Origin of the sequence: Synechococcus sp. H55.10 (assembly GCF_047502715.1) — a bacterium.
Taxonomy (GTDB): domain Bacteria; phylum Cyanobacteriota; class Cyanobacteriia; order Thermostichales; family Thermostichaceae; genus Thermostichus.
Genome location: NZ_JANSJJ010000161.1, coordinates 1 through 26,235, shown reverse-complemented (window position 1 = coordinate 26,235; position 26,235 = coordinate 1). Strand labels below are relative to the sequence as shown.

At 59.9% G+C, this 26,235-nt stretch carries 25 protein-coding genes; 12 read left to right on the top strand and 13 right to left on the bottom strand.

Annotated elements, in window-relative coordinates; translation table 11 throughout:
- Positions 1-44 precede the first annotated feature (44 nt).
- Entirely contained in the window at positions 45-1,331 is a 1,287-nt protein-coding gene (locus NW858_RS10360) for a glucose-1-phosphate adenylyltransferase (protein WP_414520441.1), read from the bottom strand.
- Positions 1,332-1,448: 117 nt separating this feature from the next.
- On the opposite strand from NW858_RS10360, the gene NW858_RS10355 reads away from it, so the two are divergent.
- The 3 genes from NW858_RS10355 to sat all read left to right on the top strand — a co-directional run bounded on the left by NW858_RS10355 (position 1,449) and on the right by sat (position 4,023).
- A complete protein-coding gene (locus NW858_RS10355; RefSeq protein ID WP_414398835.1) occupies positions 1,449-2,231 on the top strand; it encodes a ParA family protein in 783 nt (260 codons plus the stop codon).
- A gap of 128 nt (positions 2,232-2,359) precedes the next feature.
- Positions 2,360-2,731 (top strand): hypothetical protein, encoded by a 372-nt coding sequence (locus tag NW858_RS10350; protein WP_414333585.1) that lies wholly within the window; start codon positions 2,360-2,362, stop codon positions 2,729-2,731.
- Between the two features lie 113 nt (positions 2,732-2,844).
- The gene (sat, locus tag NW858_RS10345; RefSeq protein WP_414333584.1) at positions 2,845-4,023 is read left to right on the top strand and encodes a sulfate adenylyltransferase; all 1,179 of its coding nucleotides are present in this window, start codon (positions 2,845-2,847) and stop codon (positions 4,021-4,023) included.
- A 165-nt stretch (positions 4,024-4,188) separates the two neighbouring features.
- Here the strand turns inward: sat and NW858_RS10340 are convergent, their stop codons facing one another.
- The 7 genes from NW858_RS10340 to pstS all read right to left on the bottom strand — a co-directional run bounded on the left by NW858_RS10340 (position 4,189) and on the right by pstS (position 9,950).
- On the bottom strand, positions 4,189-4,365 hold the full coding sequence (locus tag NW858_RS10340) for a hypothetical protein (protein ID WP_414333583.1): 177 nt from the start codon (positions 4,363-4,365) through the stop codon (positions 4,189-4,191).
- 308 nt (positions 4,366-4,673) lie between these two features.
- The gene (locus tag NW858_RS10335; RefSeq protein ID WP_414520440.1) at positions 4,674-5,099 is read right to left on the bottom strand and encodes a hypothetical protein; all 426 of its coding nucleotides are present in this window, start codon (positions 5,097-5,099) and stop codon (positions 4,674-4,676) included.
- Between the two features lie 43 nt (positions 5,100-5,142).
- Entirely contained in the window at positions 5,143-5,970 is an 828-nt protein-coding gene (locus NW858_RS10330; RefSeq protein ID WP_414347556.1) for a TlyA family RNA methyltransferase, read from the bottom strand.
- A gap of 110 nt (positions 5,971-6,080) precedes the next feature.
- Positions 6,081-6,908, bottom strand: a complete 828-nt coding sequence (gene pstB, locus NW858_RS10325) for a phosphate ABC transporter ATP-binding protein PstB (protein WP_414333579.1) — start codon at positions 6,906-6,908, stop codon at positions 6,081-6,083.
- Positions 6,909-6,974: 66 nt separating this feature from the next.
- On the bottom strand, positions 6,975-7,874 hold the full coding sequence (pstA, locus tag NW858_RS10320; RefSeq protein WP_414333577.1) for a phosphate ABC transporter permease PstA: 900 nt from the start codon (positions 7,872-7,874) through the stop codon (positions 6,975-6,977).
- Positions 7,875-7,880: 6 nt separating this feature from the next.
- On the bottom strand, positions 7,881-8,849 hold the full coding sequence (gene pstC, locus NW858_RS10315; RefSeq protein ID WP_414333575.1) for a phosphate ABC transporter permease subunit PstC: 969 nt from the start codon (positions 8,847-8,849) through the stop codon (positions 7,881-7,883).
- Positions 8,850-8,873: 24 nt separating this feature from the next.
- Complete coding sequence (gene pstS, locus NW858_RS10310) at positions 8,874-9,950, bottom strand: phosphate ABC transporter substrate-binding protein PstS (protein WP_414333573.1); 1,077 nt, start codon at positions 9,948-9,950, stop codon at positions 8,874-8,876.
- Positions 9,951-10,353: 403 nt separating this feature from the next.
- Here pstS and rplI point away from each other — a divergent pair, with 403 nt between their 5' ends.
- From rplI to glmS, 8 genes are all read left to right on the top strand, one after another.
- Positions 10,354-10,818, top strand: a complete 465-nt coding sequence (gene rplI, locus NW858_RS10305) for a 50S ribosomal protein L9 (protein ID WP_414333571.1) — start codon at positions 10,354-10,356, stop codon at positions 10,816-10,818.
- A gap of 129 nt (positions 10,819-10,947) precedes the next feature.
- Positions 10,948-12,705, top strand: coding sequence for a replicative DNA helicase (gene dnaB / locus NW858_RS10300; protein WP_414520445.1), 1,758 nt, complete (start codon positions 10,948-10,950; stop codon positions 12,703-12,705).
- A gap of 117 nt (positions 12,706-12,822) precedes the next feature.
- Positions 12,823-13,719 (top strand): universal stress protein, encoded by an 897-nt coding sequence (locus NW858_RS10295; protein ID WP_414520439.1) that lies wholly within the window; start codon positions 12,823-12,825, stop codon positions 13,717-13,719.
- Positions 13,720-13,739: 20 nt separating this feature from the next.
- A complete protein-coding gene (larB, locus tag NW858_RS10290) occupies positions 13,740-14,534 on the top strand; it encodes a nickel pincer cofactor biosynthesis protein LarB (protein WP_414520438.1) in 795 nt (264 codons plus the stop codon).
- A gap of 265 nt (positions 14,535-14,799) precedes the next feature.
- On the top strand, positions 14,800-15,642 hold the full coding sequence (locus NW858_RS10285) for a TerC family protein (RefSeq protein WP_414368874.1): 843 nt from the start codon (positions 14,800-14,802) through the stop codon (positions 15,640-15,642).
- A gap of 240 nt (positions 15,643-15,882) precedes the next feature.
- Positions 15,883-16,737 (top strand): ABC transporter ATP-binding protein, encoded by an 855-nt coding sequence (locus NW858_RS10280; protein ID WP_414520437.1) that lies wholly within the window; start codon positions 15,883-15,885, stop codon positions 16,735-16,737.
- The gene (locus NW858_RS10275; RefSeq protein ID WP_414520436.1) at positions 16,737-17,963 is read left to right on the top strand and encodes an MlaD family protein; all 1,227 of its coding nucleotides are present in this window, start codon (positions 16,737-16,739) and stop codon (positions 17,961-17,963) included. Before NW858_RS10280 ends, NW858_RS10275 begins: the two co-directional genes overlap by 1 nt.
- A gap of 135 nt (positions 17,964-18,098) precedes the next feature.
- Positions 18,099-19,946: a glutamine--fructose-6-phosphate transaminase (isomerizing) gene (gene glmS, locus NW858_RS10270; protein WP_414520435.1), complete on the top strand. Its 1,848-nt coding sequence runs from the start codon at positions 18,099-18,101 to the stop codon at positions 19,944-19,946.
- Here glmS and NW858_RS10265 read toward each other — a convergent pair.
- Entirely contained in the window at positions 19,907-20,437 is a 531-nt protein-coding gene (locus NW858_RS10265; RefSeq protein ID WP_414347581.1) for a heavy metal-responsive transcriptional regulator, read from the bottom strand. The two genes, glmS and NW858_RS10265, sit on opposite strands and share 40 nt — an antisense overlap.
- Positions 20,438-20,540: 103 nt before the next feature.
- Positions 20,541-20,948, bottom strand: coding sequence for an ATP synthase F1 subunit epsilon (atpC, locus tag NW858_RS10260; RefSeq protein ID WP_414333559.1), 408 nt, complete (start codon positions 20,946-20,948; stop codon positions 20,541-20,543).
- A gap of 330 nt (positions 20,949-21,278) precedes the next feature.
- Between atpC and NW858_RS10255 the strand changes: the two genes are divergently transcribed.
- Positions 21,279-21,917, top strand: a complete 639-nt coding sequence (locus NW858_RS10255) for a Crp/Fnr family transcriptional regulator (RefSeq protein ID WP_414333557.1) — start codon at positions 21,279-21,281, stop codon at positions 21,915-21,917.
- A 147-nt stretch (positions 21,918-22,064) separates the two neighbouring features.
- On the opposite strand, the gene NW858_RS10250 is transcribed toward NW858_RS10255, so the two are convergent.
- The 3 genes from NW858_RS10250 to NW858_RS10240 form a co-directional block, all read right to left on the bottom strand.
- A complete protein-coding gene (locus NW858_RS10250; RefSeq protein WP_414520434.1) occupies positions 22,065-23,888 on the bottom strand; it encodes a hypothetical protein in 1,824 nt (607 codons plus the stop codon).
- A gap of 89 nt (positions 23,889-23,977) precedes the next feature.
- Positions 23,978-24,238 (bottom strand): DUF6761 family protein, encoded by a 261-nt coding sequence (locus NW858_RS10245; RefSeq protein ID WP_414333553.1) that lies wholly within the window; start codon positions 24,236-24,238, stop codon positions 23,978-23,980.
- 96 nt (positions 24,239-24,334) lie between these two features.
- On the bottom strand, positions 24,335-25,975 hold the full coding sequence (locus NW858_RS10240) for a CocE/NonD family hydrolase (protein WP_414520433.1): 1,641 nt from the start codon (positions 25,973-25,975) through the stop codon (positions 24,335-24,337).
- Positions 25,976-26,235 lie beyond the last annotated feature (260 nt).

The following is a 26,235-nucleotide window of genomic DNA, read 5'->3' as shown; positions in this document are numbered from 1 at the left end:
AGCGCTCGCCAGCCAGGTTCTTGGCCAGAGCCGACCTCCCCCGATCAAATGACGGTGTTGTCCGGGATCACCGAGTCCTTGATGATGGTGACGATGCCGTTGCTGATCCAGATCCCTTCCTCTTCCCGCTGCGCTTCGCTGACGTGATCCTTGTTGAGGATGCGGACGTTGCGCCCGATGCGGGCGTTCTTGTCTACGATGGCGTTGACAATGTGGGAGTTGGCCCCGATGCCCACCGGTGGGATCCCGGCCTCCAGCTTGGCCTGGCGCTCTTCTGCCGACTCGTAGTAATCGGCCCCCATGACCAGGGTGTTTTCTATGATGGTGTTGGCTTCCAGGCGGCTGCGAATGCCGATGATGGAATTGCGAATTTGGGCATTTTTGATGATACAGCCGTCGGCGATGATGGAATTGACGATGTGGGAATCGAGAATCTTGTTGGGGGGCAAAAAGCGCGGGCGGGTGTAGATGGGCATTTCGCTGTCAAAGAAGCTAAAAGGCGGGTTGGGCTGCTGCACCAGCGCCAGGTTGGCCCGATAAAAAGCCTCGATGGTGCCGATGTCTTCCCAATACCCCTTGAAGAGGTAGGCCTGCAGGTGGTACTTGCCAACGGCTGCCGGCAGCACCTCTTTGCCGAAGTCGGTGTGCTCCTTCACCTGAAGCATCTCGATGAGGGCTTCCCGCCGGAATACGTAGATTCCCATCGAGGCGATGTAGGGCTTGGCCTTGGCCTCTTCCGGGCTAAGGCCGAGGGCTTGGGTATCCACCTGACAGGCTTGCAGCAGCTCCCCCTGCGGCTTTTCCTTGAAATCGACAATGCGACCGTTCTCGCCGATCTTGAGCAGGCCAAAACCTGAGGCCACTTTTTCTTCGCAAGGGAGCACCGCCAGCGTCACATCGGCTCCGGTCTGCCGGTGATGGTGGATGAAGGGGCGGTAGTCCATGCGGTAGAGGTGATCCCCAGATAGGATGAGGAAGTCCCGTGGCTTCCAGGAGTCCATCAGCCAGAGATATTGGCGCACAGCATCGGCGGTGCCCTGAAACCAATCGGGGTTATCGGGCGTTTGTTGGGCCGCTAAAATATCCACAAAGCCGCCTGTGAAGGGGGACATGCGGTAGGTGTTGACGATGTGGCGGTTGAGGGAGGCGGAGTTGAACTGGGTGAGGACGTAGATTTTGTCGATATCGGAATTGATGCAGTTGCTAACCGGGATGTCGATGAGGCGATACTTGCCTGCCAGAGGCACAGCAGGTTTAGCACGGCGCTTGGTCAGGGGATAAAGTCGGGTGCCACGCCCACCGCCCAGGATAATCGCCAGTACATCGCGCATGGTTGTCCTCCACCAGGCCACACCCAATAGCATAGACTGCTGCGGGGGCACCTGGCCCAATCTGGCTGAGGGGAATCGGGAAACCGGAAGCAGCTGAAACAAATTCTGGGGAAGCGGATGGCACGCGTCCTGGCTTTTACCAACAATAAAGGGGGCACCGGCAAGTCCACCCTCTGCGTCCACGCGGCCCAGTTAACGGCTCAACGGGGCTACCGAGTTCTGCTCATCGATCTCACCTCCCAGGCCACCGCCAGCAGCTTTTACCTGGAAGAGGTGGGATCCCTGCCCCCCGAGGAAACAGTCTGGGCCAGCTTGCACCCGCAGCATCGATGCTCTTTGGAAGAGGTGATCTATTGCACCGACAAGGGGGTGGATGTGGCGCCCTCCCACAGCACCATGGCGGAAGTGGCGGCCCAATTGGCGGCTGCCGGCGATGCAGGGCAACACCTGTTGCAGCACCAGTTGGATCCCTTGCTGCCGGATTACGATCTTATCTTTCTCGATACGCCGGGGGAACTGAATGCCCTCACGGCCAACGCCCTGCGGGCAGCCCAGCGGGTGTTGATCCCGACCCGGCTCAACCGCGCCGATTTCTCCTGTACAGAGGTGACCCTACGCTACATTGAGACCCTGAAAGGTCAGTTGAGCCAGGCCCGTGCTGTCTTGACCATGCTGGACGACCGCTACTTGCCGGGGGGCATCTGGTCGGGATCCCATACCGGGCAATTGTATGTGCAAGCGCAACAGATTTTTGCGGATGTGCTTTCACCCGTTACCATTCCAGATAGCAGCGATTTGCGCACCGCTTTTGACTACGGCTTGACGGTCATGGACTATCGGCCTGGCTCGGTGGTGTGTCAGCGATTGGTGCAGTTTGTCGAACATGAGGTGCTCTTGTGACTGGATCGGACCGTAGCCTCTTTCCTTCTTCAGGAGAAACTTCCCGCACTCGGCGTAAGGCCAGTGCTAAAACCAGTTCAGAGCCCACCTCTGCAGAATCTACTCCCACGGGCGAGGAGCCGACAACGATGTCTTCTCAGTCTCCTACAGAACCAGCCCCAGAATCGCCAGAAATTGCAACTCTCAAAAGCCAACTGGCCGAAGCTCAACAACGCTTGCAGGACTACCAAAACAAAGTCTCTGCCTTGCAAGCTCAGCTTGAGCAAGTCACTGCCCATCGGGACGAATTGCAGAAGGCGCTGGCCCAGTTGCAGGCGGTGGCAGACGAGCGGGCCAAGACCATTCAGGAACTGCAAAGCCGCCGAGGACAAGCTCCACTCCCGGCTAGGCCCCAACCCTCCGCTTCCCCGCTGCAGGCGCAGAAGAAGATCATGAATCGGCCCATCTTCGACAATGTGTCGCCCACCGACGAAGATATGCCGCCCTACATGCTGGACTAGGCAGTGGGTACTATCCTGGATTGCACCCGAGGAAAGAAGGGTGTAGGGTTAGGGATCCCTGTCTGCTCGGTTGCCGTTCTGGTCTTCACGCTATGACTTCATCCCAGGCGAAGATGACTGTTTCTTGCGATGCCATTCCGCCCCATGGGGGCACTTTGGTTAACCGCATTGCCCCGCCCGAGCAGGCACAAGAGCTGCGCTCCAAAGCTGAACACTGCCCCATCCTCTACCTCGACGAGCGGGCTCAGTCGGATCTGGAGATGATCGCCATTGGGGGCTTTAGCCCGCTCACCGGCTTCATGGGGCGGGCAGATTACCAGTCGGTTCTGGAGACGATGCATCTGGCCAATGGCCTGGCTTGGTCGCTGCCGGTGACGCTGCCGGTTGCTGCCGAGATAGCCGCCGATCTCAAGGAAGGGCAGACCATTGCCCTGGCCAACGGCGAGGGCAGGCTCTTGGGCCTGTTGGAATTGACCGAGAAGTTCACCTACGACAAAACCCGCGAAGCGCAGCAGGTCTACCGCACCACCGATGAGCAGCATCCGGGGGTGAAGGTGCTCTACGAACAGGGATCCGTCTATTTGGCTGGCCCTGTAACTCTCTTCCAGCGGGATCCCCATCCCCTTTTCCCGGCCTACCAGATCGACCCGGCTCAGTCGCGGCAACTGTTTCGGGAAAGAGGCTGGAAAACGATTGTCGGCTTTCAAACCCGCAACCCCATCCACCGCGCCCACGAGTACATCCAGAAGTGCGCGCTGGAAATCGTGGACGGGCTGTTTCTCCACCCGCTGGTGGGGGCCACCAAAAGCGACGACATTCCCGCCGAGGTGCGCATGCGCTGCTATGAGGTGCTGATTGAAAAGTACTACCCCAAGGAGCGGGTCATTTTGGCCATCAACCCTGCGGCCATGCGCTATGCCGGCCCGCGGGAAGCCATCTTCCACGCCCTCATTCGCAAAAACTACGGCTGCACCCATTTCATTGTGGGCCGGGATCATGCCGGGGTGGGGAATTACTACGGCCCCTACGATGCCCAGCACATTTTCGATGAGTTCCGTCCTGAGGAACTGGGCATCATCCCCCTCAAGTTTGAACACGCCTTCTATTGCACCGTCACCGGCACTATGGCCACGGCCAAGACCAGCCCTAGCCAGCCCCACCAGCGCATCCACCTGTCGGGCACCAAGGTGCGGGAAATGCTGCGCCGCGGCGAGATACCCCCGCCCGAGTTCTCCCGCCCCGAGGTGGCCCAATTGCTGGCCGAAGCCATGCGTGAGCGCAGTTCGTCGTAGCTTTTGTGATTTCTCTGAGTAGAGGCAAAAAGGTCTGCGACCAACCAGACCCTATGTATTGATAAATTGATAAAGAGACAAAAACCCCACGCCCAAAGGCATGGGGAGGATGCTGCTCTCCTAGGAAACCCTCGTCAGCAAGCTCTCAATGGGCAGCAGCAGACCTCATCCCGCCTCAAAGCGGAGTTGCTCGGGATCCACATAATAGCAGCGGGCATTGTCAACACAGATCAGCGCCCAGCCATTTTGGTCAACATCGACCAACGTATATTCGGATTGAGGGATGAAGTGGCCCTGGTGGTTGCGGGTCTCGCCTTTAACCCAAACAGTCTGACGGTTCATCTTAAAGTTCCTCCAATTTACAGCCAAAAAATCAAAAGCAGGACTCAATTTCAATGCAAGTCAGTGCAAGAAGTGTCACATCAAACAGAACTAGGATGCACCAAACCCCTCGCATCTCCTCAAAGCCCAACCAATCCATAGGCTTGGGTGTGATGCAAGCTAGCTCACAGCGGTGAATAAATACCGTCTTGCGATTTGGTAAGAGAAGTCTAGCACCAACTCTATGAGAATATTGTTAAAAGTTGCAGATTAAATTGACAAGCTCTAGATTTTTCTAAATTCTTGTTGCAAAATTGCGTCAAGCCTGCCTAATTTTCTTCAAATAGCCACTGGTGCATCTTGCTCAGGTGAGGCCAAGCGGGACGGCGCTTCCCTCCCTCTGCCAAGTTGGATTTGACCCCCTCGATCTGCTCGGGATCCCGCGCCAAGATTTGCTTGATGGTCTCCACCTGCTGGCGTACCCCCGTTTTTTTCAGCTCCAGCATCGCCAAAGTCAAGTTCACCCGCGGCTGGGCGTCCACCGGATCCAGCTTCACGGCAGTTTGGGCGGCTTTCAGGGCTTTTTCCGCTTGCCCCTCCAAAAGATAGAGCCAAGACAGGCAAGTCCAGGCTGCTGCCGCCTTCGGGGATCCCTTACAGATAGCCTCAAAGGAAGGGATCAGCGTCTTGGCTGCTTCCCCCGCCTCGTAGCGCCGGATCCCTTCCTGAAACAATTCTTCAATGGCTGTGCTCATCGTTCTCAATTGAGCATAATGACGTATTGACAAATGTGCCGCTTTATGGGTGCAAGGCTATTCTTGCCTGTTCGCCCATCTGTTGTAGCGCACCGGTGTCGGGGAGAGGGATCCCTTCTCCTTCCGCCAGCCAGAGCCAGTACTCGATGTTGCCGGCAGGGCCGGTGATGGGCGACCAGGTATAGCCCTGCACCTGCCAGCCGCGGGCCACTGCCGCCTGCATCACCGTCTGCAGCACGCGGGCATGGATGGTCGGATCCCGCACGACTCCCTTTTTGCCCACCTGGCCTCGGCCCGCCTCAAACTGGGGCTTGACCAGCAGCAGAGCCTCCCGCGGCGACCGCAACAGCTTCCACAAAGGATCTAACACCTTGGTTAGGGAAATAAAAGAGAGATCCACCACCGCCAGATCCGCCCAGCTTGGGGTGGGCACCTCGGTTCCGTAGAGATCGGCCGGCTGCAGGTGGCGCAAGTTGGTTCGTTCTTTGAGGATCACCCGCGGGTCGGTTCGCAAAGACCAAGCCAACTGCCCATAGCCCACATCCACCCCATAGACCCGCTGGGCCCCCTGTTTGAGTAGGCAATCGGTAAAGCCCCCCGTGGAGATGCCCGCATCCAAACAAATACGGCCCTGCACCTGAACAGAGAAGGTTTGCAGCGCCCCCTGCAGCTTTTCTCCTCCTCGCGAGACAAAAGCAGGCTTGCACTGGATGTGGATTACGGGATCCCCGCTCACCCAGGCTCCAGCCTTCTCCGCCCGCACCCCATTGAGGAGAACTTCGCCTGCGAGGATGGCGCGCTGGGCCTGCTGGCGGGAAGAGAAATATCCCCGCTCCACCAACCAGCTATCCAGGCGCACCCGCTCGGCCATCTCACTACTGCTGTTAACAGCTCCTACCCGATTTTCCAATTTCTCAGGATAGGAGAGCGGGATCCCTCTCGACCAGATCTGGCTTGGCGCCAGCAGAAATTGGCGGGGGATTAGCCAAAGCGTCCGCTCACGTATTCTTCCGTCTCGCGATTGACGGGAGAGTTGAAGATCTTCTCGGTGCGGTCGAACTCCACCATGCGTCCGTAGCGAACCCCTTCGTCGTCCACCTCGGTGTTAAAGAAAGCCGTGAAGTCGGACACACGCGCCGCCTGCTGCATGTTGTGGGTGACGATGATGATCGTGTAGCGACGCCCCAATTCCTTAAGCAGCTCCTCAATGCGCAGCGTGGAGATCGGATCCAGCGAGGCGCAGGGCTCGTCCATCAGGATCACTTCCGGCTGAATGGCCAAGGTGCGGGCAATGCAGAGGCGCTGCTGTTGTCCGCCGGAGAGGGAAAGACCGCTCAGCTTTAACTTATCTTTCACCTCATCCCAGAGAACGGCCTGGCGCAACGCACGCTCCACCAGCTCGTCCAGATCCCCCTGATAGCCGTTGATCCGTGGCCCAAAGGCAATGTTGTCGTAGATGGATTTGGGGAAGGGGTTGGGCTTCTGAAACACCAGACCAACCCGCCGGCGCACCTCAGAGGGATCCACATCGGGGTCGTAGATATTTTTTCCGTGAAAAATGACCGAGCCTTCTACCCTTGCTCCCGGGATGAGATCGTTCATGCGGTTGAAGCAGCGCAAGATGGTGCTCTTGCCGCAGCCTGAGGGGCCAATGAAGGCTGTGATGTGATTTTTCGGGATCTTCAGGGAAACCTGCTTGACCGCTAGGTGGGAGCCGTAGTAGACGCTCAAATCCCGCGTCTCTAGTTCAACCTCCAAACGGGTGGATTTCTCGGGAGAGCCGGACTTGTCAGAGAGTGGAGAGCGCATAGGAGTACCGAAGGAGATAACGTCACTGCAAAGCCTAGATTGGGTTAAAGCAACAGGTGAGAGGGATTAGATGGTGATGGTTTCCTGCCGACGACTGACGATGAGCCGGAAACTGACTGTGGTGATCAACACCAAAATCACCAGAGCCAAAGCCCCTCCCCAGGCGATCTTCTGCTGGTTTTCAAAAGGAACGAGGGCAAAGTTGTAGATCAACACAGCCAGTGAGGCTACTGGCTTTAACAGACCGCTGGGCCAGAGGAAGCTAAACAAAGCAGTGAAGATCAGGGGCGCTGTCTCACCCGCAGCGCGGGCAATGGCCAACGTCACCCCCGTCAGGATCACCGGCAGAGCTGCCGGCAACACCACGCGAAACACCGTCTGTACCCGCGAAGCTCCCAACGCATAGGCAGCAGCCCGCGTATCTGCCGGCACCAGGCGCAGCGCCTCTTCACAAGACAAGATAATGATGGGCAGAGTCAACACCGATAGAGCCATCCCGCCGGAAAGGGCGGAGAAGGTCTTGGTGGAGAGCACCAGCACCCCGTAGGCAAACACCCCGGCAATGATAGAGGGAACCCCCGTCAACACCTTGATGATGAAGCGCAGAAAGGAAGCTGTGGGGCTGTTTTGGCCAAACTCCGAGAGATAGATGGCAGCAAACAGTCCGATGGGGAAGGTGATGGCGATAGCAATCGACACCACAATAACCGTCCCCAGCACCGCATTGCCAAATCCCCCCACCTGATCGCCGGGAGGAGGGGGAAGTTGGGTCAGCGCTTGCCAGTTCAAGCGCTCGATGCCTCTGGTGAAAACATAGTAGAGGATGAGAACCAGCACGAAAATGGCAAAGATGCTGGAGAAAACTGTCAGCGCTGTCATTCCTACATCCAAGAAGACGCGCCGCCAGGACTTTGCTCTGCGCTTGAACAAATTGCCTTGCTCTACCGCCTGAACTTGCGTCGTCATGTTCCTCTACTCCCGCGAAGCTGTCAACGCGAACTTGACACGGCGTATCATCAGCTCCGCCGCAATGTTAACTACCAGAGTGATGGCCAACAAAATCAAGGCCACATACATGAGCGCTGCCACCTGCTCAGGGCCTGCTTCTGCAAACTCGTTGGCCAACAGGGCTGGGATGTTGCTGGCAGGAGCTAGGAGCGAGACGCTAATACCGCGGGCATTGCCGATCAACATCGCCACTGCCATCGTCTCCCCCAAGGCACGTCCCAAACCCAAAACCACCGACCCCAGCATGCCGCCAATGGCCGCCGGCAGCACAACACCAAAGATGGCTTCCCAGCGAGTGGCCCCCATCGCATAGGCAGCCGCCCGCAACTCCGGCGGAACGGCCACCAGCACTTCCCTGGCAATGGCAGTGATGATGGGGATGATCATGATCCCCAAGACAACCCCTGCCGTCAGCATCCCCGGCCCCACCGGTGGCGTACTGAAAATGGGCAACCACCTGAAGTTCTGGAACAAGAACATCTGAATCGGGCGAAAGAAGGGAATGAAGATAAACAACCCCCAAATGCCGTAGACCACGCTAGGAATGGCTGCCAGCAGCTCCACCACGATGATCAAGACTGTGCGCAAAGACTTGGGCAAAAAGTCCTCGCTCAAAAAGATGGAGATGCCGAAGCTAAAAGGAACGCCCACGATCAGGGCAATCAGAGAAGTCACCAGGGTGCCGTAGATCTGGGGCCAAGCGCCGTAGTTGTTCTCAACAGGATCCCAGGTGGTGCCCCAGAGAAAGCCCAGCCCGAACTTCTGAATGGCAGGTAGCGACTGAATCCCAATCTCCAGGGCAATCCACAACAGCAGCAAAGCCGAGAAAAAGACGGCAATCCGCGTTGCCCAGATGAACAACCAGTCGCGCCGGCGCTGGAAGACGGGCCGGGGCCGAAATAGAGAACTGCTCTCCGAAAAAGTAGTAGTCATCTGCCGGGTGCGGGGTACAAACTTCTACGGCGTGATGTTTTCCAGAGCAGCCAGAGCTTTCTGCCGCGTTTCTTCCGGCAAAGGCACATAGCCCAGCGGCTCCGCGAAGGATTGCCCTTCCGTGAGGCCGTAGCGGAGAAACTCCTTGACAGCTTTGGAGGTTTCAGCTTTGGGGTAGACTTTGTAGGCCAAGATCCACGTGTAGCCCACAATGGGGTAGGAGTCTTCCCCGGCGGGATCCGGGTCAACCCCCAACAGCCGCTCGTCGAGCTTGATTTTGGCCAGCGCTGCCTGCTCCGTCTCAACTTTGGGGGTGACGAACTTGCCCGACCGGTTTTCCAGGCGAGCGATGTTCAGGTTGTTGAGCTTGGCGAAGCCGAACTCTACATAGCCGATCGCGCCAGGGATCTGCTTAATCTGCTCGGAAACGCCTTCGTTACCGCGAGCTCCCACCCCGGTTGGCCAGTTCACGGAAGAGCCACGACCCACTTTTTGCCGCCATTCCGGGCTAATGGCGTTGAGGTGGGTGGTAAAGATGTCGGTGGTGCCGCTGCCGTCGGAGCGGTGCACAACGGTAATCGGCAAATCCGGGAGAGTCACCCCTGGATTAAGGCCAGCCAGCAGCGGATCGTTCCAGTTCTTAATTTTGCCCAAGAAGATATTCACCAGCGCCAGGCGAGAGAGGCGAATTTCGGGGCCCACGCCGGGGATGTTATAAGCTGGCACCACTGCCCCCCCCACCATCGGCACGGCCACCATGCCCTTGGGAGGGTTGGCTTCACTCTCGATCTGGCTGATCTCTTCGGGACGGGGCACACTGTCGCTGGCGCCGAAATCGACAGTGCGAGCCACAAATTGCCGCCGCCCGGCACCGCTCCCCACCGACTGATAGTTGACTTGGATGTTAGGGTTTTTCTTGCCAAATTCCTGAGCCCAAGTTTGGTAGATGGGAGCCGGGAAAGTAGCTCCAGCGCCGTTGATGGTTACGGTCTGCTGAGCAAATACCCGCTGCCAATTTGCCTGGCTGGCCGCAAACCCAGCAACAGTGGCAGAGACAGACTTCAGGAAAGAACGACGTCCCAAGGAGCGCAGCATCAACATACAGAAATCTCCCAGATGAAGATGGTGTCTCGATCCAACTCTGAGTGCTCTAACCTCAGAACCTGCTCAAGCCGGGCTGATCTCAAAAAACAAGGGATCCTGTTAAAGATCCTTGCCACTCTGGTTCTTGTCGTTAATGTAATATAACGTTCATCCTTTTTGGTTAACGCGAGGTTAAAATCAGGTTATTTCTGACTACAGCTAGCCCCCCTTGTCGCTCTTTCCAGGGATCCCTTGCAGCGGAGAACACCATCGATCGAAGAAACGCGGCGCGAAGACCCCCGGATTCAAGGGCCTACGGCTGGGCTCTGGGGCCGGCTGAGTTTTCCGAGCTCTTTGGGCTGACATCAGCTTGGCAAATGCTTAGAATGAAAGGCTGTCGAGAAAATCAGTGCTTTCCTCCATGTCTAAACGCAATGTGCAAGTTGTGCTGCGCCAGGCGATCCCTGGCTTGGGCAGCCCCGGAGAGGTGGTGAGCGTCAAGCCTGGCTATGCCCGCAACTACCTTTTCCCGCGGCAGATGGCGGTGCGGCTTACACCTGGGCTTCTCAAGGAGCAGCAGATGCGCCGGGAGCAGGAAGCTGCCCGCAAATTGGCGGAGAAGCAGCAGGCGGAAAACTACAAAAAGGCTTTGGAGACCATCGGTCGCTTTGTCATCCGCAAGAAGGTAGGCGAAAACGATCTGCTTTTCGGACAGGTGACCACCAGCGACATTGCCGAGGTGGTGCTGGCTACCAGCGGCCTCGATATCGATCGCCGCAACATCCTGCTTAATGAAGAAATCAGAAAAACCGGGGTTTACCCCGTGCAGGTCAAGTTACACCCCGAAGTAACGGCTACGCTGCGCATTCAGGTCACGCCTGACTGAGAGCAGGGATCCGCGGAGAGAGGCTCTGTGGCCGGCGGGTATGCTCACTGAGCCCGTTGCTCTGAGGCGTATGGCCGAGAGGCTGGGTTGGTTTTTCTATCCTGGCTTGTGGTGATTAGCGATTACGACTTGACGGGTGGGGATCGGCTTCCGCCTCAAAACATAGAGGCTGAGGAGGAGATCCTGGGGGCTATTCTTCTCGATCCCGAGGCATTGGCGCGGGTGGTGGAGTTCCTGCGTCCCGAGATGTTTTACCTCTCGGCCCACCAGGAAATCTACCGGGCTGCCCTGCATCTGCACAGCCAAGGCCAACCCACCGATCTGATGACGGTTTCTGCCTGGCTGGCGGATCACCACCTTCTGGAGCGGGTGGGGGGGACAGGGGCAATTCGTCGTCTGCTGGAGCAAACGGTTAGCAGCGTCAACATCGACCAGTACGCCCGCCTGGTGGTGGACAAATACATGCGCCGCCAGTTGATCCAGGTGAGCAACACCCTGGCTCGTCTGGCCTACGACACCAGCCAGCCCCTGTCTCAGGTGATGGATCAGGCGGAGCAGCAGGTGTTTGGCCTCACCCAAGAGCGAGTGCAGCGCAGCCTCATCCCTGCTTCTGAGGTTTTGGTGAACATCTTCTCGGATCTGGAGGAGAAGTTCCAGAGCGGGGCTCAGATCCCTGGGATCCCGACCAAATTCATCGACCTCGACAACCTGACCCAGGGCCTGCAACGCTCGGATCTGGTGATCCTGGCCGGTCGCCCCTCGATGGGGAAAACCAGCTTGGCCCTTAACATTGCCCAAAATGTGGCCGCCTACGTCAGGCAGCCGGTGGCCATTTTCAGTCTAGAGATGTCGCGGGAGCAACTGGTGCAGCGGCTTTTGGCCAGCGAGGCCCGCATCGACAGCAGCCGCCTGCGCGCGGGGCGCATCAGCGAGCACGAGTGGCAGCGTCTGGGGCAGGCGATTGGCTTTTTGTCGCAACTGCCCCTGTTTATCGACGACACTCCCGATTGCACCGTTACGGAGATTCGCTCTAAGGCGCGGCGCTTGCAGGTGGAGCAAGGAGGAACGTTGGGGCTGGTGTTGATCGACTACTTGCAACTGATGCAGGCATCCGCCGCCGACAACCGAGTACAGGAGCTGTCGCGCATCACCCGCGGCCTCAAGGCGCTGGCCAAAGAGCTGATGGTGCCGGTGCTGGTGCTCTCTCAGCTCAGCCGGGCAGTGGAGTCGCGCTCTGATAAGCGTCCGCAACTGGCGGATTTGCGGGAATCCGGCTGCCTGGCGGGGGATACCCAGGTGATGGACGTGGATCGGGGCAAGCTCTGGCGGCTGGAACAACTGGCGGCCCTGCCAGCCTCAGCAGAACTGCCCCGCCTGCTCAGCCTCAACGGGCGCGGGCGCCTGGTGCCCCAACAGCCGGTGAAGGTGTTTTGCAGTGGCCGGCAGCCCACCTGTCTTTTGAAAACCCGCCTCAATTTCTCCATTCACGCCACCGGCAACCATCCTTTCTTGACGTCAGAGGGATGGAAACCCCTCGACGAGCTGCAACTGGAAGAGGAGGTGGCGGTGGTGGTACAGGAAGGGTTGATCTGGGATCCGGTGGTGTCGATTAGCGAGCCGGGGGAGCCCCAGCCGGTTTACGACATCGAAATGCCCCGCCACCACAACTTTGTGGCCAACGGCCTGCTGGTACACAACAGCATCGAGCAGGACGCCGATGTGGTGATGATGATCTACCGCCCGGAGTACTACGATCCCAACACCAGCGATCGCGGCATTGCCGAGGTGATCATCGCCAAACATCGCAACGGCCCCACCGGCACCGTGCGCCTTTTGTTTGAAAGCCAGTACACCCAGTTTCGCAACCTGGCGGATCCCTATCGCTAAAGGCAAACCCGCTGGTGCCTGGTTCCTCCGGCAATTCAAAGAGCAAGGCAGGGGGGTGTTAGCTTAGGATAGCTGACAGCTTCAGCCGAGCTCGGCCACTGCCCTCTTTATCCTCTCATGTTTAAAAACGTTTTAATTGCAACCGATTGCCAAGATGGCCTGCAAAGGTTTGGCAAGTGCTTAGATGCCCTACACAGCAACGGCATTCAACGCCTTGTTTTCTTGCACAGCCTGATTTGGAAAGATGACGATATCGGCCTTCCCGAAGACCCCACCCCCAAAATAGAAACCAAGAAAGCCCAGTTTCGCCAGCTTTTGGGCACCATTCCGGAGGGGCTGGAGGCTAAGGTTTTGGTGCAGGTGGGCCAGCCGGTGGATCTGATTTTAAAAGGGATCCAAACTTACAGCTCCGACCTGCTGATCACAGGCATGGGGATCCACAACCTGCTCACGGAAAAACTGTTTGGCAGCACCACCGTGGAGCTGCTGCCTAGGTTGAACATCCCCCTGCTGGTGATGCGCCCGCAACTGCTGGCCGTCTTTACCCTCGAGGAGCTGCGCCTGCGCAGCCGCCACCTATTTCGCTCTCTCCTGGTGCCTTTTGACTTTGAGGAGCCGCGCCGGCAACTGCTCAGCCGTCTCGGCCAACTGCTGCCGGGGACTTCCCAGTGCCAATCGGTTACCCTGCTCTATGTGGTGGATCCCGGCGCCCGCCGCAACCAGGGAACGCCGGTGGAGGTGCTCAAACGCAAGGCTGAGGCCGATTTGGCTCAGGTAGTCGGGCCGTTGAGCGAGCAGGTGCAGCCGCTGCAGGTGCGGGCTCTGGTACGGGTGGGATCGCCGCTGCAGGAGATCCTGGCCACCGCTGCTGCCGAGGACGTAACTGCCATCGCCACCGCCTCTCCGCGGGTGGGCAGCTTTTGGGAGTGGTCGGTTCGCAGCCTCACCGGCGAGATCCTGCGGCAAAGTTGGCATCCGGTGTTGTTTTTCCCACGTGGGTCTTTGGCCCAGTAGAGCTGCTCAATCCCCTAGCTATGGCCGACCCAACCCAAAGCTTGCGAGAACTGTTGCAGGCGGTGGCTCAAGGGAGGCTCTCTCCCGATCAAGCCCTGCAAGCCTGTCGCTTTCTGCCCTTCGAGACCGTGGGAGACTTCGCCCGCGTGGATCACCACCGCCCCTTGCGCACGGGCTTTCCCGAAGCAGTGTGGGGGCCGGGCAAAACCCCTGAGCAAATTGCCCAGATCCTGGAACGGCTGCACCAGCAGGGATCCCTGGCTTTGGCCACCCGCGTCGATCCCTCGGTCTATGCCCAGATCCGCTGCCGCTTGCCCCAGGCGCAGTATTCTCCAGTGGCCCGCCTGTGCTGGATCCCGGCCCAGCAGACCATCCGCCGTCCCGGCCAGATTAGCGTGATCTCCGCCGGCACCGCCGATGTGCCGGTGGCCGAAGAGGCCGCTCTCACCGCCGAGCTTTGCGGGTTTGCGGTCAAGCGCCTCTGGGATGTGGGGGTGGCCGGGATCCATCGCCTGTTGCACCACCGCGCCGCCCTGGAAGCCGATGTGCTGATCGTGGTGGCGGGCATGGAAGGGGCCTTGGCCAGCGTGGTAGCCGGCCTGGCGGACTGTCCGGTAATCGCCGTGCCCACCAGCATCGGCTACGGGGCCAGTTTTCAGGGCTTGGCCGCCCTGCTGACCATGCTTAACTCTTGTGCAGCGGGGGTGGGAGTGGTGAACATCGACAATGGCTTTGGGGCGGCCATTTTGGCAGGCCAGATCCTACGCTGTGGACAACGGCTGGCGGCGCGATTGCCTTCGCCTGCCCCCCCCTGAGGGAGGAGAAGATTAAGAAATGTAAAACGATCCTGAGCCGGACAAGCTATACTCGGGCCATGCTGGGATTTTGGATTTCTCCGCTGGGAGGCTGTTGCCAAGAATTGAGGGATGGATCCCTTCTCCAGGTATCTTTTGTCAGGTGTCTTTGGGGCGCTTCCTCAACGACAACGACCCTAAAAATCTCCTGGAAGGGGTTGTCGATAGATCTGGGATAGCGGTCTGGGGTTAGCTGCACTGAACGAACGATTTTTTACCGGGTTACATGAAGCTTGCTGCTATGTCAATTGAGGCAATAGATACCACTGTGGCTTTTGTTCAAGGGATAATTCAGTCCTTCACTTGGACAGATCTCTTTTTGGTGGTGGCTCTGGTGTTTTTGGAAGCGGCCCTCTCCGCCGATAACGCCGTTGCCCTGGCGGCTTTGGTCAAGCATTTGCCCACTCCTCAGCAACAAAATCGCGCTTTGCGCTGGGGCATTATCGGTGCCTATGGTTTTCGCATCGCCATTGTGTTTGCAGCGGTTTGGCTGGTGGAGTATCCGCCCGCTCAGTTTCTCGGGGCCTGTTACCTGCTCTGGCTGGCCTGGCAGCATTTTTGCGGGGAAGAAGAAGGATCCGAGCAAGACATCACCCGCCAGGCTAATTTTTGGCAAACCCTGGTGATGGTAGAGCTAACGGATCTAGTCTTTTCTTTCGACAGCATCGCCGCTTCGGTGGGCGTCTCCCGCAAGGCTTGGGTGATCATCCTCGGCGGCATTCTCGGCATCACCTTGATGCGCTACATGGCCTCTTTGTTTTTGCGCTGGCTGGATGAGTTTTCCCGCCTAGAAGATGCTGCCTTTGCCATCATCGCCCTGGTGGGAAGCCTCATGCTGCTGGAGGTGTTTTTCCCCCAAGTTGAGCTCCCGGAATGGGGGATGGTGGTGGCTGTGCTGCCTTTGTTTGTCTGGGGCTTTTCGCAGCGTACAAGCTCCTGCGCGGCAGCCGATGAACAGCCGCAGCCGACCCTGGCCGATCTCAGAGAGTTGCACCCGACCGAAGGGATCCCTGCCAGCCTAGCCCCCCTGCCTGAGGCCGAGCCTGCTCCCGAGCTACAGCCGGACTAAGGGGCCTCACGGACAGCTTGTTCCGGATCCCTGGACCTGGGAGGTCTGGTGGCTAAGAGACGAAGGCTGGCAGGTGCTCCGTAGCCTTGGCTGCTGGAGGCAACAGCAGCAAGTTGTTCGCGTAGTGCGACGGCTCTTAAACTAGCAATGGAACGCAAGCCACGGGAGGGAGGCACCCTGACCTTGCAGTTCTGCTGGAAGTGTTGGGCGAAGTGCTTCAGAAAGGACATTGGCACCAGCATGAACGGCCAACAGCAGCCGCCGGCGGAGAGTCCCCAACCCCAGTCTGGAGCGGGGAAGGGAGATCCCGTACCCTTGGTGGAGCTACGGCAGGTTTCCAAGCGCTTTGGAACCACGCTGGTACTTGACCAAGTCGATCTGAAGGTGCATCGGGGCGATGCTCTGGGGCTAGTGGGGCCTTCCGGCACTGGCAAATCAACTCTGTTGCGCATCATCGCTGGCTTGACAGAGCCGGACGCCGGCGAGGTGCTCTGGTGCGGCATCCCCCTGCCGGAGATTCAGGCCGGCCACTGCACTCCCCCCTTGCGGGTAGGCATGGTATTCCAGCAGGCGGCCCTCTTCGACTCGCTGACGGTGGAGGAAAACGTCGGGTTTTTGCTCTACGAGCACTCGCGGCTGCCGCGGGCACGCATTCGGGAGCTGGTGGCAGCCAAGCTGGAAGCAGTGGGGCTGGCGGGCAAGGAGCAGAACCTGCCGGAAGAGCTGTCGGGAGGGATGCGCAAGCGGGCCAGCTTTGCCCGCGCTATTATGGAGGATCCTTCTCTGCCCCAGGACGAGCCGCAACTGCTGCTCTACGACGAGCCCACGGCGGGCCTGGATCCCATTGCTTCCACAGTGATTGAAGACCTCATCCGGGATCTGCAGCAGGTGAAAAAAGCTTGCGAGAGCTACATTGTGGTGACCCACCAGCACAGCACCATCTACCGCGCCACCGACCGCATCGTGCTCTTGGCCCAGGGGCGGGTGCAGTGGGAGGGATCCGTGCAGCAGATCGAAACGTGCGACAACCCCTTTGTGCGGCAATTTTTCAGCGGTAGCGTAGAAGGGCCGATTCAAGTGGCAGGGCAGGTGTGATGCGTTCGCGAGCAATCCGAGAAGGGGCGGTGGGCCTGTTGATCCTGGCAGGGGTGCTGGGCTTTGCCGGGCTGTTTTTGTGGATCTACAACTTGCGCTTCGGCAGCCGCGGCTTCCAGTTTACCGTCACCTATCCCAACGTATCTGGCCTGGCGGAAGGCTCCAGCGTGCGGCTGCGGGGAGTAGCCGTGGGGCGGGTGGAGCGGATTTTGCCCCAGGCGGCCCGAGTGGAGGTGCAGGTGGCCATCGACCAGCCGCTGGCCATCCCCCGCGACGCCCTGTTTGTAACCACCCAGACGGGGTTGGTGGGGGAGACGGTGATGGATATCCTGCCCCAGACGGCTGTGCAGCTAACAGGATCTCCCTTGGCGCCCGATTGCGACCGCAGCCAGATCATCTGCGCTGGGGATAGGGTGGAGGGCACACCGGGGGTAGATTTCGGCCAGTTGCTGGTTCAGGTGGATCGGCTGGTGACGCGCATCAACAACGACGAGTTCTTCGCTACCCTCAACGCCACCCTAGAAGGGATCACCCGCGTCGCCAACAGCGTGGCCGATCTCTCAGAAACTGTAAAAGAGCAAGTAGCTGCCCTGCGCACGGAAGATCTGGACTTGTCGCAATTTACCTCGGCTGCCACGGCTATCCAAGACGCGGCTGGGGCTGTGAGAGGAACGGCCCGCAGTTTTCAAGCGGCTGCCGATCAGTTCACCCTTCTGGTGGAACAGAACCGCACCTCTCTCCGTGCCGCCCTGGAGAACATCCAGCAGGTGAGTGCCGATTTGCAGGCCATGTCGAGCGCGGTTCGCCCGCTGCTGACGGATCCGCAACTGCAGGCGGATGTGCGCCAGATCCTGGCCGAGGTGCGAGCGGCGGCGGAGAACGTGTCCCAAGCTACCGAAGATCTGCGGCAGCTTGCCGCCAACCTCAACGATCCGGGCACCCTGGCGACCTTGCGCCAAACCCTGGACTCGGCCCGCATCACCTTCCAAAACGCGCAAAAGATCACCGCCGATATCGACGAGCTGACGGGGGATCCCCAGTTTCGCCGCGGCCTGCGAGAGCTGGTGCTGGGGCTGAGCAACTTGGTCTCCAGCGCCCCTAAGGCCTCCGGCCCGCTTACGCGAACAGAAGACGGGATCCAGCCTGCTGCAGCCCAAGAGTATCGCTTCCGTTTTGCGCCCGTTTCTTTTGCCCTGGCCCTTGAGGAGCAGCAGCCCGTTCCCTAGGAGGAAGCCAGGATCCCTGCCGAGGTCTGCTCCCGCAGCGGCGGCAAAAGCCATTGAAGGGATCCGGAAGCTGGGGTAGGCTTTGCGGATAGGGTGCTTTGCACCGCTGGCGTGGCTGAGGTTGAGGTGTGAGGAATGTGTGGCATTGTCGGCTATGTGGGCTTTCAGTGGGCGGCTCCCATCCTCTTGGAGGGCCTGCGCACTTTGGAATATCGGGGCTATGATTCTGCCGGCATTGCCACGGTGGATCCAGAAGAGGGCTTGAGGATCGTGCGGGCCACCGGCAAGCTGCACAACCTGCTGGTGAAGCTTACCGCCAACATGCCCACGGCCAAGGTGGGGATTGGCCACACCCGCTGGGCCACCCACGGCGGTGTTAGCGAAGAAAATGCTCACCCCCACTGCGACGCGCGCGGGCGCATCGTGGTTATCCAAAACGGCATTGTGGAGAACTACCTGGAGCTGAAGGAAGAGCTGCTGCGGCGAGGGGTTGGCTTTCGCTCCCAAACCGATACCGAGGTGATCGCCCAACTGCTGGGCCTCTACACCGAGGAGCTGGGCTGCTTCGAGACGGCCTTTGGCAAAGTCATGGGGCAACTGCGGGGGGGAAATGCCGTGGTGGCTTTGGATCGGGAGGCGCCGGATCGGTTGATTGCCGCCCGCCTGGGCAACGCCGGCGCTGTGGTCGTCGGCGAAGGGGAGGGGGAGAACTTCGTTGCCTCGGATCTGCCCGCCATTGTCCGCCACACCCGCAGGGTGGTGTTTCTGGAAGATGGGGAGATGGCCATCCTCACCGACTCCAGCGTGCGCTACCTGCGCATCAGCGGCGAGGAGCTGCGCAAAACCCCTCTCACGGTGGCCTGGGATCCCGTCTCGGCGGCCAAGGGGGGCTACAAGCACTTCATGCAAAAAGAGATCTGGGAGCAGCCGCGCACCACCACCGATACGCTGCGGGGGCGGTTGGATCTGGAAGAGGGGCGGGTGACTCTAGAGGAGCTGGCGCTAACAGAGGCGCAACTGGCCCAGACGGAGCAGATTCATGCCGTGGCCTGCGGCACCGCCTGGCACGCCTGCCTGGTGCTCAAGTACTTTATCGAGAGCCTGGCCCGCATCCCGGTGCAGGTGGACTATGCTTCCGAGTTTCGCTACCGCCAGCCGGTGTTGCGCCCCCACAGCCTGCTTGTGGCCCTCACCCAGTCGGGCGAGACCGTCGATACGCTGGCGGCCATGAGCGAGGCCCGCGCCCAAGGGATCCCCACCCTGGCCATCGTCAACGCCATCGGATCCCAGGCCACGCGCCTGGCGGATGCCGGAGTTCTCTACATTCACGCTGGGCCGGAGATCGCCGTCGCCTCCACCAAGGTATTTACCGGCATGCTGGTGGCAGGATACCTGCTGGCCCTGCAACTGGCCCAGGCCAAAGGGATCCTCAACCCGGCCCAGATCCGATCCCACCTGCAAGCTTTGATCGAGCTGCCGGGCAAGATCAGCCTGCTCCTGAAAGATGCCGCCCTCTACGACCAGTTGGCGGAACAGTACCACCACGTCGCCGACATGCTCTACCTGGGCCGCTGGGTCAACGCCCCCATAGCCCTGGAGGGGGCCCTGAAAATGAAAGAGGTCAGCTACATCCACGCGGAGGGCTACCCGGCAGGGGAGATGAAGCACGGCCCCATCGCCCTCATCGACGAGCGCATGCCGGTGGTGTGTATTGCCACCCGCGATCCCGTCTACGAGAAGATGCTCTCCAACATCGAACAGGTACAGGCGCGGGGAGGGCGGGTGATTGCCCTGATCAACCCAGAAGATAGCCAGGTGAGGGAGAAGGCCGACCACGTCATCGAGGTGCCCAGCACCACACCCCTGTTGTCGGCAGTTTTAAATGTCATCCCCCTGCAGTTGTTTGCCTACGCCATGGCGCTGCGCCGCGGGGCCGATGTGGATCAACCCCGCAACCTGGCCAAGTCGGTAACCGTCGAGTAGTGGCTGCCGACCTTGTCAGGGCCGGCCTCTGGCTTTTGTAAAATCGGGCAGATCACGTCATCCTCAGCCGTCGATCCCGCTGGGATCCGCCAATCGGAGAGGAGGCTTTCAATTTGGCCTTTCAGAGTTTGCAACTCCGCTATCCGCTCTTCGATCTGACGCAGCTTCTCCTGCAGGTGTTGGCGGATCTCCGGGCAGGGCTGTTCCCCCTGGTCGTGGAGCTGCAGGATCTGGCCAATTTCTTCCAGGCTTAGCCCTAGGCTCTGGCAGCGGCGGATGAAGGCCAGCCGCCCCAGCACTGCCGGATGGAAGAGGCGATAGCTGGACTCCGACCGCTGCACCGTTGGCCGCAGCAGGCCCAGCGACTCGTAGTAGCGCACCGTGCGCACCGGCAACCCCGCCGCTGCTGCCACCTGGCCAATCTTCAAGCTGGCCGACGTGCTAAAGGACTCCGTCCCGCTGACGCGAACGGCAATTGCAGGACTGAACATAGCACCACCAGCTCCCCAGAAGCTTCAGCTTAACAAAGCCAGCCCCGTAGCCGGATCCCCTGCCGAGACCAAATTGGCTCCTGCTGAGAGAGGCGGGAATACCTCAGCTTTTGCTGCCCATCTCGGCGGCTTGGATCAAGGCTCTGGCCCGCTGCTGATCCAACTTGGCCTGCAAACGCTCCTGCTTGTCGCTGCTGGTATTCAAAACTTGGCTCGCTTCGTCCAAGAGGGCCTGAGCTGCGGCCTTGTCCACTTTTTCTCCCCGCTCGGCGCGGTTAACCAGAACGGTTACCTCGTTATTTTCCACTTCCGCAAATCCGCCCATCACGGCAATGGCCGACCACTTGCCACCGGCCTTGACCCGCATGACTCCATTGCCGATAGCAGTTAAGAGGGGAGCATGGTTGGTGAGGATGCCCAATTGACCTGAGGTGGCAGGGAGGATCACTTCCTCAGCGGGGGCATCCCAAACGATGCGGTCGGGAGTAATCACGCGAACCATCAGCGTCACGGCAGATCTCCTAGAGGCTTGAGCTGGACATCCTTAGATCCTACTGGATCACATCGACACTCCCGCCGACTTCGGTCGGGGGATCCCTGCGCAGCCCAAGACCGTTCGCGAAGCGGGACGATGTCCCCCCCCTGTAACGGCATAGTGAGCGAGACTTAACCTAGGCATAACCTTGCCTTTACTTCAGTCGGGAAGGCAAGCGGTATGGTGTTGTCGGGAACACCTGTCTCTTGCCGTGAACTCAGCACTGATGGCCAACCCCGCTGCTGTGGGTTCGCAGGAGAAAGCCCAACGACCAGTGTGCTCAGTTTGCTCTAGCGGAGCCAGTTTATGCCTGAAACGATGCCCGGCCATTTTGCTGCCGGCCTGCCTACACGGGAGCGTCAACTACTAGAAGATCTCTACCGAGGCCGCAGCTTATCTCCCTACAGTCCTGGACAGGTTATCCCTTTGTTTGCGGATGAATGGGTGATCGTCTGTCGGGGCGTGGTACAGTTGACGACTCTCTATCCCAATGGCGGCGAGGCGCTGTTGGGATTTGCCGGCCCCTCCATGCCGCTGGGATCCCCGCTGACGATGTTGGATCCCTACCAGGCCAAGGCATTGACGGCGGTTGACGTGTTGCGGCTGTCGGCAGCCGAGGTGGAAGCCTCAGCAACCCTGAGCCAAGGGCTGCTCAAGCAGGTGGTGCGGCGGCTGCGCCAAACCGAAGCGCTGCTGGCCCTAGCCGGGCGGCGGCGGGTGGAAGAGCGGCTGCGCCAGTTGCTCTCCCTATTGGCGGTGGAGTTGGGATCCCCGGTGGCGACGGGGGTGCGCCTGCAGGTGCGCCTTACCCACCAAGACTTGGCCAATGCCATCGGCACCACCCGCGTCACCATCACCCGTCTTTTGAACCGTTTCCGCCAGCAAGGCTGGATCGCGGTGGACAAGAACCGCCACCTGGTTATCAAGCTTGGGCACGCCTCTTGACAGCCCCAAAGGGCAAGGATTCTCCCAGCCTCATCGCCTTAGGGTTACTGGTCCCACCACAGCACATACTGTTCGGAAGAGCGCGGGGCTTCCTGCCGATTTGCTAAGGCCAGCTCAACCCAGAGTTTGGTCGGCTGGCCCAGCGCTTCAAGCATCCACCACTTCAAACGCCCACAGCCCCCGCTCGGCAGGGATCCGATGCAACCGGCCTTGAGGAAAGCGCCGCTGCAGCGCTGCCCCTTGCTGATCCCATACCCCCTGGTTCAGGAACAGGGTAAACGGCGGCTGTAGGTCTTGGGTGGGCAAGGCCTCAGGGGAAAAGACCTGCACCTGCTGTCCCGGCCCGGCAAAAAATTGGATCCAACTCTGCCAATAGATAGGCTCTCCCCAACTGAAATAGGGGTAGGCGGCGCTGGCTGCCAGGTAAAAGCGGTGGTCGGGATCCCCTTGTCGGGCCGCCACGTAGCGCCCGGTAGCTCCCACATCGTTGCCCTGGATCCAGCCCTTGTGAACAAAATCCCCAAAAATCGCCAAGTTCCATCCCCCGATCACCAGGATCGCCCCCGCCATCGCCACTGCCGGCAGCCACTTCCTCCCTGAGGATCCCCAACGTCCCAGGAGAGCTACCAGCGCCTGGATCCCTTCCAGGGTTAGGTAGGCTACAAAGGGCAGGATCACCAGCAGGCGGGTATAGTTGGGGGCTTTGGTGATGGCCAAGCTAAACAGCAGGTAGAGAAACAGGAAACTGCCCATACAAAGCCAGTCGTGGGGTTGGCTGCGCCCCTTCCAGAGGCGGTAGAGGCCGGATCCCAAGCCCAGCCAGAGCAAAACCCCCGTCAGCGGATCCACAAAGGCATGGCCATAGTTGGGGTAGATATAGCCCCGGTCGTGCTGGCCGGGGTCGTTAAACATGCTCAGGCCGTTGCGGATGTTGCGCCACACCGCCTCGGCTGGTGTAGCCGCATTGACCCACATCTGCTGCAGCGCCCGCCCTTCCGGGAAAAAGAGAAATTGCTGGCGGGCATACTCGGTGCTGGCCGGCGGAGAAGTAGCCGTGGCCACCAAGATAGGTGCGGCCACCAGAAAAAAACCCAGCGCCGCCGGCAGCGTCAGCTTGGCCAGGGCCCAAACGGGGTTGACCTGCTTATTCCCCTCCTGCAGATCCTCCCGGCCCAGGAGCAGGTAGAGGCCGCCAAACAGCAACCCCAGCAGGATGACCACCCGCCCCGGCAGATAGCCGTAGAGGGAGAAGGCCGCTGCCCCTCCCCCCAAATACAAAAGCAGGGGATTTTTTTCCCGCACGCCCTTTAAGAGCAAGGCTAGAGCTGCACACTCCACCAGCACAATCAGATTCTCTCGCATCGCCATGCGGCTGATGCCCAGCAGAGCGTGGTTGGATCCCAAGAGGATCGCCCCCGCCAAGGCGAGACGAGATCCCCAGAAGGCGCGAAAAAACCCGTAGGCCACCAGGGTGGTGATCACCCCGAAGGCGGCATGCACGGTGCGCACATTCACCAGCGTGACTCCCCCCATCAGCCGCGTCAGGCCGCCGAAGAGGCTGAACATAAAGCGGGGAAAATAGAAATACTCCGGCATCAGCCCAAAGATATCGGGGTAGCGCACTCCTGAGGCCCGCCGCGCCATGGAGGTAATGACGATCTCGTCGGTGTTGATTTGAAAAGGGATGTTGGCCAGGTCGTAGAGGTAGATGGGGGCGAAGACCAGCGCCAGCAGCCCCAGGTGCAGCAGCTCCTGACGCCAGCGCAGCCGCGTCGGATCCCAAGGGAGCTGAGCCGGAGGAAACTGGGCCACATACAGCCCCACCAGCAGGATGCTTAGCAGCCAGATACCCATCTGCAGCACGTGGTAGCCAAACACCCCGTACCAGAGGGTCAGGGCTATGCCCAAGCCCAGGCCGGATCCCAGCAGAGCCGGACGCCGGGAAGTTGCCAGCGTATCCCAAACCGCCATAGATTGGTAATGAGGAACCGAATCTTTCCCAGCCTATCAGGCACCTGGCGGCGTTCGATCCCTCGCCCCCGGCCCCTCTCTATGCAGTATCAATAACCCCGCATCGGCTCCGTCTCTCGCTCCAGTTCCGGCTCCATGAAGTTGGACGGGTCGTAAAGGAAGCGGTTGACCTCGTCTTCAAGGCGGTAGATCTCAAAAGGCTGCAATTGCTTGCCAGTTCGCAGGGCCAGCAGGTAGCCATCCACCAGCAGGCGCAGTTCATCGGTGCGCCGATAGCCGCGATGCCAACTATCCACCAGCGCGTCGGTCAAAGCCTGATAATGCCGGATCAACTTCGGGTCTTGCAACATGGTGTTCCCTTGCCCTGCTTGTTTCTATCCTAACTTTTGATATCTGTTTGTGATCAGGAGTTGCGAAGGGATGGGAAGCTGTAGGGTCTTAAGCTTTTACTCCCCCCAACTCCCCTCGACAATGGGAAGGTGCAGCCGTGAGGGGGTGTCGCCGCCGCTGTGAAGAGTAAGGGTGAGAATGCGGGCCTCAATGAGCCGCTCTTCCCGCATCCCCGTACCTGTATTGACGGAATAGGCCGGGAAACAGGCCGCACTGAGGCTGAGACGCAGGGCGTGGCCGCGGGGAATGCGGATGCAGGCGGGCTGACAGGGGATTGAGATGGGGGCATTGGGCTGGGGATCCCGCAGACGGCGGTAGCCCTGGGAAAAGTTGTACACCTGGCCGTCCGGCCTGACCACGGAGAGCACGGCGCAGAGATCCAAGCTGGGGCTGTCGGCCTCGACGTAGAGCTCTGCCGTGATATCCCCCGCCAGGAGGAGGTCGGTGGCCAGAGGGGGAGTGGTGTAGGTGAGAACATCGGTGCGGCAGTCGAGGGCAGAGCGCTCTTGTGGCCCGGCAGGATAAACCAGGTGACCCCCCAAAGCCGGCACCGGTCGCCAGGGATCGTGAACAAAAGTATCCGACTGTTGCCTCAGTGGGGGTTCCGGGCGGAGGGATCCCTCAAGTTCGGAGAGGGCAGCCAGGCCGGTGCTGTGCAGGTAAAAAGCTTTTGGCTCCGGGGTGGGCCAGGCCTCTAAGCTGCGCCAGCGGTTGGCTCCCATCTCGAATAGGCGCACCGGCAGCTCCTGGAGGATCCCGGTGTCCTTGCCTTTGAGGAACTGGTCAAACCAGCGCACCTGCAGCCGATCGATGGGGCTGACGGCCTCGGGGCCAAAGTCCAGCGCCCCCACCCTGCGCCCCCACGGCAGGTGGGCCCAAGGGCCGATGATCAGGTGTTGCGGGTTTTGGCTGCGGGCACTCATCTCCCTGTAGAGGCGTAGGCTGCCACTCAGATAGCTGTCAAACCAGCCGCCAATGTGCAACATCGGCAGATCCACCACCTCTAGCCGAGGGGAGAGCTGGCGCCAGTAGTCGTCGGGTTCGCTGTGCTCCAGCCAGTCGAAGTAGTAGGACTGGGGCGCGTATTGCTGCAGCACGCCCGGCTTGAGGGGGATGGGATCGTAGAGGGGCAAGTTGCGGGAGGCTTTGAAGAGGGCCTGGTAAGCGTTGGCCTCTCCCCGCCGGCGGGCTCCCTCAGCTTCCAGTTGCAGCGCCCAACTGAGGTTGTTGGAGAAGGCAAAGGCTCCCCCCGGGTAGGCGGCATCAGCGTAGAGATCGTAGGGCAACATCGCCGGGCAGATGGCCTTCAAGGCGCTGGGACGGCTGGAGGCCGCATAGAGTTGGGTCATGCCCTGGTAAGAAAAGCCGTACATGCCCACCACACCGTTGCTCCCTGGCAAAGCAGCCGCCCAGTTGACCGCGTCAAACCCATCTTCAGCTTCGTGGCGGAAGGGGTAGAAGGAGCCCTTGGAGGTGCCCCGCCCCCGCACATCCTGGATGACAACGATATAGCCATGGGCCGCATACCAGCGCGGATGGGCGTACACCACCGTCGAGGCAATGGCCCGCCCGTAGGGCTGCCGCATCAGCAAGACCGGGTAGCTCCCCCCGCCTTCTGGGCGATAGACATCCGCATCCAGTTGGATCCCGTCGCGGGTGAACATGGAGACGGTTTCGCGGGGGCGCACAGGCAGCATGGTTGGGTAAGGTCAGCGAAATTTGCCGAAGAACTAGGCACAGGGATCCCTGGAGAGCTCTTCGATAGAAAATTCCGGGAGATAGAAGCATTATGAACTACCCCACCGCGCAGGCGGGTGGGGTTTCCTCACCCGCTTGACAGCAGAGCTTTTGTCTCTTCTTCTGCCCCAGTTGCTTCATCGATCCCGTGTACCGGGTCTCTGAAGTAGAGCTGAAGCATCCAAGACTCACGAGGCTGGTTCCCAGCCCCGGTTGCTGA